The sequence below is a fragment of the Endozoicomonas numazuensis genome, assembly GCF_000722635.1.
Taxonomy (GTDB): domain Bacteria; phylum Pseudomonadota; class Gammaproteobacteria; order Pseudomonadales; family Endozoicomonadaceae; genus Endozoicomonas_A; species Endozoicomonas_A numazuensis.
The window spans coordinates 245,352-251,182 of record NZ_JOKH01000007.1 but is presented as its reverse complement, the minus strand read 5'-3'; the positions used below and the strand labels follow the sequence as shown (position 1 = coordinate 251,182).

Annotated in this window: 5 protein-coding genes; 1 reads left to right on the top strand and 4 read right to left on the bottom strand. The window is 56.1% G+C overall.

The genetic code is table 11. From position 1 onward, the window contains the following. The 4 genes from GZ78_RS29675 to GZ78_RS23030 form a co-directional block, all read right to left on the bottom strand. The coding region (locus GZ78_RS29675) for a lactonase family protein (RefSeq protein ID WP_034841527.1) at positions 1-573 on the bottom strand (573 nt) is incomplete at its 3' end. A gap of 316 nt (positions 574-889) precedes the next feature. Beyond that, a complete protein-coding gene (locus GZ78_RS23040) occupies positions 890-2,140 on the bottom strand; it encodes a lactonase family protein (RefSeq protein ID WP_161787473.1) in 1,251 nt (416 codons plus the stop codon). Between the two features lie 273 nt (positions 2,141-2,413). Continuing rightward, a complete protein-coding gene (locus GZ78_RS23035) occupies positions 2,414-3,985 on the bottom strand; it encodes a beta-propeller fold lactonase family protein (protein WP_034841522.1) in 1,572 nt (523 codons plus the stop codon). A gap of 168 nt (positions 3,986-4,153) precedes the next feature. Then, positions 4,154-5,638: a lactonase family protein gene (locus GZ78_RS23030; RefSeq protein ID WP_034841519.1), complete on the bottom strand. Its 1,485-nt coding sequence runs from the start codon at positions 5,636-5,638 to the stop codon at positions 4,154-4,156. 5 nt (positions 5,639-5,643) lie between these two features. On the opposite strand from GZ78_RS23030, the gene GZ78_RS30490 reads away from it, so the two are divergent. Next, positions 5,644-5,831: hypothetical protein (locus tag GZ78_RS30490; RefSeq protein WP_236631667.1), on the top strand; the 188-nt coding region annotated here is incomplete at its 3' end.

Sequence of the window (5,831 nt, the reverse complement as noted above, 5' to 3'; positions counted from 1 at the left end):
GGCCGTTACGTACAGGTGTTGCCCATTGGGGCTCAGGGCGACACCCAAAGCACCGTCCAACTCATGAGTGCCGTCGTTACGGTAAATGCGGGGGTTGGTGAGCGCGCCGTCGCTGGTCACGTCGTACACCGACAGGGCATCCCCCTCAGCGGCCGTTATATACAGATGCTGCCCGTCGGGGCTGAGGATGACACCCGTAGCGCCGTCCAGCTCATGAGTGTCGTCGTTACGGTAAATACGGAGGTTGGAGAGTGTGCCGTTGCTGGCCACGTCGTACACCGACAGGGCATCCCCTACAGAGGCCGTTACGTACAGGTGTTGCCCGTCGGGACTGAGGACGACACCTGCAGCACCGTCCAGCTCATGAGTGTCGTCGTTATGGTAAATGACCGGGTTAATGAGAGACCCCGGCTCATTTACCACCTCACCACTAGCAGGTTGCAGTACGCAAAGGCTGGTGATTGCCAGCTGAGCCACAAAGACACAGACACTCTGCCAGCACGGCCAAGGGGCTTTCCTTGCAGAAAAAACCGTGCTTGGTGTTGCCGCTGATGATTTTGCACTGAATGTCATGAATTATGGCCTCTTGTACCCGCTGGTTATGGAGGTATCCGGTTCCGGCTCTTCCCAACTCCTTTGGGTGGACATCCAGTGTAGTTCAGTTTTCTGGGGACGAGGTGACAACCTTCATTGAGCCTGTTTTGTACGGGCGGGTGTGCTGGAATAATCGCAGATACAATCGCCCCGGTCACTGCGTCCATGGAAAGCTCATAAGTCTTGTCGTTACGGTAAATACGGAGGTTGGAGAGCGTACCGTCGCTGGCCACGTCGTACGCCGAAAGGGCATTCCCCTCTATGGCCGTTACGTACAGGTGTTGCCCGTTGAGGCTCAGGGTAACATCCCTGGTATCGCATAGACTATGATTGCCATGGCCACAAAAGATGAGGGGGTTACGTACGACAGGGCAACACTCCAGGCACCGCTCAGCCCATGAGTCTTGCCGTCACGATAGACGCGAGGGTTGGAGAGCCCGCCGTCGCTGGCTACGTCGTACACTGTCAGTGCATTCCTCTTATAGGTCGTTACATACAGGTGTTGCCCGTCGCGGCTCAGTGTAACATCCCAGGCACCGCTCAGCTCTGAAGTGTAAATACGGGGATTGGAGAGCGCGCCATCGCTGTCCACGTCGTACACCGACAGAGCATCCCCTATAGCGGCTGTTACGTACAGGTGTTGCCCGTCGGTGCCCAGGGCAACACCCCGGGCACCGCCCAGCTCATGAGTGTCGCCGCCACGGTAAATACGGGGATTGAAGAGCGCGCCATCGCTGGCCACGTCGTACACCGACAGGGCATTCTCCCAAAAGGCCGCTACATACAGGTGTTGTCCGTCAGGGCTAAGGGCGACATACGTAGCGCCGTCCAGCTCATGAGTGTTGCCGTCACGGTAAATACGGGGGTTGGAGAGCGTGCCATCGCTGTCCACGTCGTACACCGACAGAGCATCCCCTTTACAGGCTGTTACGTACAGCTGTTGCCCGTCGGGACTCAGGGCGAGATTCGCAAGACCTTTCAGCTCATGAGTGTTGTCGTCACGATAGGTACGGGGGTTGGAAAGCCCGCCATCGCTGGCCACGTCGTACACCGACAGAGCGTCCCCTACAGAGGCTGTTACGTACAGGTGTCGCCCGTCGGTGCTCAGGGTAACACCCAGAGCACCGTTCAGCTCATGAGTGTTGTCGTTACGGTAAATACGGAGGTTGGAGAGCGTACCGTCGCTGGCCACGTCGTACACCGACAGGGCATTCCCACGAAAAGCCGTTACGTACAGGTGTTGCCCGTCGGGGCTTAGTGCAATACCCCAGGCACCGTCCAGATCATGAGTGTTGTCGCTACGGTAAATACGGGGATCCGAGAGCGCGCCGTCGCTGGCCACGTCGTACACCGACAGGGTATTCCCCTCAATGGCCGTTACGTACAGGTGTTGCCCGTCGGGGCTCAGGACGACACCCGCAGCGCCGTACAGTTCATGAGTGTTGCCGTGGTACATGGCCGGGTTGGTGTGAGACCCCGGCTCATTAACCACCTCACCATTAGCAGGTTGCAGTACGCAAAGGCTGATCACTACCAACTGAGCCACAAAAACACATACACTCTGCCAGCATGGCCAAGGTGCTTTCACCCTCCTTGCAGAAAAAGCCGTGCTTTGTGTTGCCGCTGATGGTTTTGCACTGAATGTCATGAATTATGGCCTCTTGTACCCGCTGGTTATGGGGGTATCCGGTTCTTCCCAACTCCTTTGGGTGGACATCCAGTGTAGTTCAATTTTCTGAAGGCGAAGTGACAACACTCATTGAGCCTGTTTTGTACGGGCAGGTGTGCTGGAATAGTACTCTCCTGACTCAGCAGTGTGTCACAAATTGTTCATCATTCCATAAATGTCGCCTTTGGACTTTGTACGGTGTGAAGACCAGTAGATCATTCCGATAACCGCCGAAGATACAATTAACCCGATCACTGCGACTCCGGAAATGACCACTCCAGCAATTAGCTCATAAGTCTTGTCGTCACGGTAAATACGGGGGTTGGAGAGAGAGCCGTCGCTGGCCACGTCGTACACCGTCAGGGCGTCACCGTTATAGGCTGTTACGTACAGGTGTTGCCCGTCGAGGCTTAGGGTAACAGCCCAGGCACCGTTCAGCTCATGAGTGTCGTCGTTATGGTAAATGCGGGGGTTGGAGAGCGCACCACCGCTGACCACGTTGTACACCGTCAGGGCATCACCGTCAAAGGCTGTTACGTACAGGTGTTGCCGGTCGGGGCTCAAGGCAGCAGTCTGGGTACTGTATGAATAATGAGTATTGTCGCTACGGTAAATACGTGGGTTGGAGAGCGTACCATCGCTGTCCACATCGAACATCGACCGGGTATCCCTAAAATAGCCACTTACGTACAGGTTTTGCCCGTCGGGGCTCAGGTTAATAGCCCAGGCACCGACCAGCGAATGAATGTTGTCGTCACGATAGATGCGGGGGTTAGAGAGCCCTCCGTCGCTGGCTACGTCGTACAACGACAGAGCGCCCCCTGCCAACGCCGTTACGTACAGGTGTCGCCCGTCATGGCTGATGGCAACACCCGTAGCGCCGTCCAACTCATGAGTGTCACCGTCACGGTAAATACGGAGGTTGGAGAGCGCGCCATCGCTGGCCACGTCGTATACCGACAGGGCATCTCCTACAGCGGCCGTTACGTACAGGTGTTGACCGTCGGGGCTGAGGACGACAGCAAAAGCGCCGTCCAACTCATGAGTGTCACCGTCACGGTAAATACGGAGGTTGGAGAGCGCGCCATCGCTGGCCACGTCGTATACCGACAGGGCATCTCCTACAGCGGCCGTTACGTACAGGTGTTGACCGTCGGGGCTGAGGACGACAGCAAAAGCGCCGTCCAACTCATGAGTGTCACCGTCACGGTAAATACGGAGGTTGGAGAGCGCGCCATCGCTGGCCACGTCGTATACCGACAGGGCATCTCCTACAGCGGCCGTTACGTACAGGTGTTGACCGTCGGGGCTGAGGACGACAGCAAAAGCGCCATTCAGCTCATGAGTGTAGCCGTCACGGTAAATACGAGGGTTGAAGAGCGCACCGTCGCTGGCCACGTCGTACACCGACAGGGCGTCACTATCAAAGGCCGTTACGTAAAGGTGTTGCCCGTCGGGGCTGAGGGCGACACCAAATGCGCCGTCCAGTTCATGAGTGTTGTCGTTATGATAAATGACCGGGTTAATGAGAGGCACCGGCTTATTAACCACCTCACCATCAACCACCTCACTATTGGCAGGTTGCTGTACGCAAAGGCTGATCACTGCCAACTGAGCCACAAAGACACAGACACTCTGCCAGCGTGGCCAAGGGGCTTTTACCCTTCTGGAAGAAAAAGCCGTGCTTGGTGTTGCCGCTGATTGTTTTGCACTGAATATCATGAGTTATGACCTCTTGTACCCGCTGGTTATGGAGGTATCCGGTTCCGGCTTTTCCCAACTCCTTTGGGTGGACATCCAGTGTAGTTCAGTTTTCCGGGGGCGAGGTGACAACCTTTATTGAGCCTGTTTGGTACGGGCAGAGCAGTGTGTCACTGCTTGTTCGTCATTTCATAACTGGTGCTCTTTGAGTTTTGTACGGTGTGTAGCCCAGCAGACCATTCCGATCACCACAGAGACAACCGCCCCGGTCACTACGAATCCGGAAATGACCGCGCCACCAATAGCGCAATAATCTCTTTCATTCTCCCCTTCCACTTCAACGGAAGGCGTTATGTAAGGAGAAAACCCGTCAGTGGATATTGGGCGGCCTTCCATGCCCGAGTTAATGCTGGCTGAATGTGTAAGGGAGTATAAAGAGGTGTTTGTTTCCACGGCCTGGACCACCTGATACACCGACAGGGCATCCCCAAAAAAGGCCGTTACGTACAGGTGTTGCCCGTCGGGGCTCAGGACGACACCCCGGGCACCGCCCAGCTCATGAGTGTCGCCGTTACGATGAATACGGAGGTTGGAGAGCGCGCCATCACTAGCTACATCGTACACCAACAGGGCACTCCCCCAAAAGGAGGTTACATACAAGTGTTGCCCGTCGGGGCTGAGGGTAACATCCCGGACACCGAACAGCTCATGAGTATCGTCGTTGCGGTAAATACGGGGATTGGAGAGTGCGCCGTCGCTGGCCACGTCGAACACCGACAGGGCACTCTCCAATAAGGCAGTTACGTACAGGTGTTGCCCGTCGCGACTCAGAGCAACACTCTGGGCACCGCCCAGCTCATAAGTCTCGTCGTTATGGTAAATACGGGGGTTAGAGAGAGAGCCGTCGCTGGCCACGTCGTACACCGACAGGTCATTCCCTCTATAGGCCGTTACGTACAGGTGTTGCCCGTCGGGGCTCAGGGTAACAGCCTGGGCACCGTTCAGCTTATGAGTGTCGCCGTTACGGTAAATACGGGGGTTGGAGAGCGAGCCGTCGCTGGCTACGTCGTACACCGACAGGGCATTCCCCCAAGTGGCTGTTACGTACAGGTGTTGCCCGTTGGGGCTTAGGGCGACACCCAAAGCACCGTCCAGCTCATGAGTGTTGTCGTTACGGTAAATACGAGGGTTGGAGAGCGTGCCGTCGCTAGCCACGTCGTACACCGACAGGGCATTCCCGATAAGAGCCGTTACGTACAGGTGTTGCCCGTCGGGGCTCAGGGTAACACCCTGGGCACCGTCCAGCTCATGAATGTCGTCGTTACGGTAGATACGGGAGTTGGAGAGCGTGCCGTTGCTGGCCACATCGTACACCGACAGGGCATCCCCAACATTGGCCGTTACGTACAGGTGTTGCCCGTCGGGGCTGAGAGCGACACCTGTAGCGCCGCTCAGTTCATGAGAGTTGTCGTTACGGTAAATGACCGGGTTAATGAGAGACCCCGGCTCATTTACCTCCTCACCACTGGCAGGTTGCAGTACGCAAAGGCTGGTGACTGCCAACTGAGCCACAAAGACACAGACACTCTGCCAGCGTGGCCAAGGGGCTTTTACCCTCTTGGGAGAAAAAACCGTGCTTGGTGTTGGCGCTGATGGTTTTGCACTGAATATCATGAGTCATGGCCTCTTGTACCCGTTGGTTATGGAGGTATCCGGTTCCGGCTTTTCCCAACTCCTTTGGGTGGACATTCAATGTAGTTCAGTTTTCCGGGGGCGAAGTGACAACCTTTATTGAGCCTGTTTTGTACGGACAGATCAGTGTGTCACTGCTTGTTCTGCATTTCATAAATGGCGCTTTTGAGTTTTG

Bases quoted from the DNA above. Each gene is read 5' to 3' on its own strand.
- GZ78_RS23035 (WP_034841522.1), bottom strand. From the start codon at position 3,985: ATGATATTCAGTGCAAAACAATCAGCGGCAACACCAAGCACGGCTTTT.
- GZ78_RS23030 (WP_034841519.1), bottom strand. From the start codon at position 5,638: ATGATATTCAGTGCAAAACCATCAGCGCCAACACCAAGCACGGTTTTT.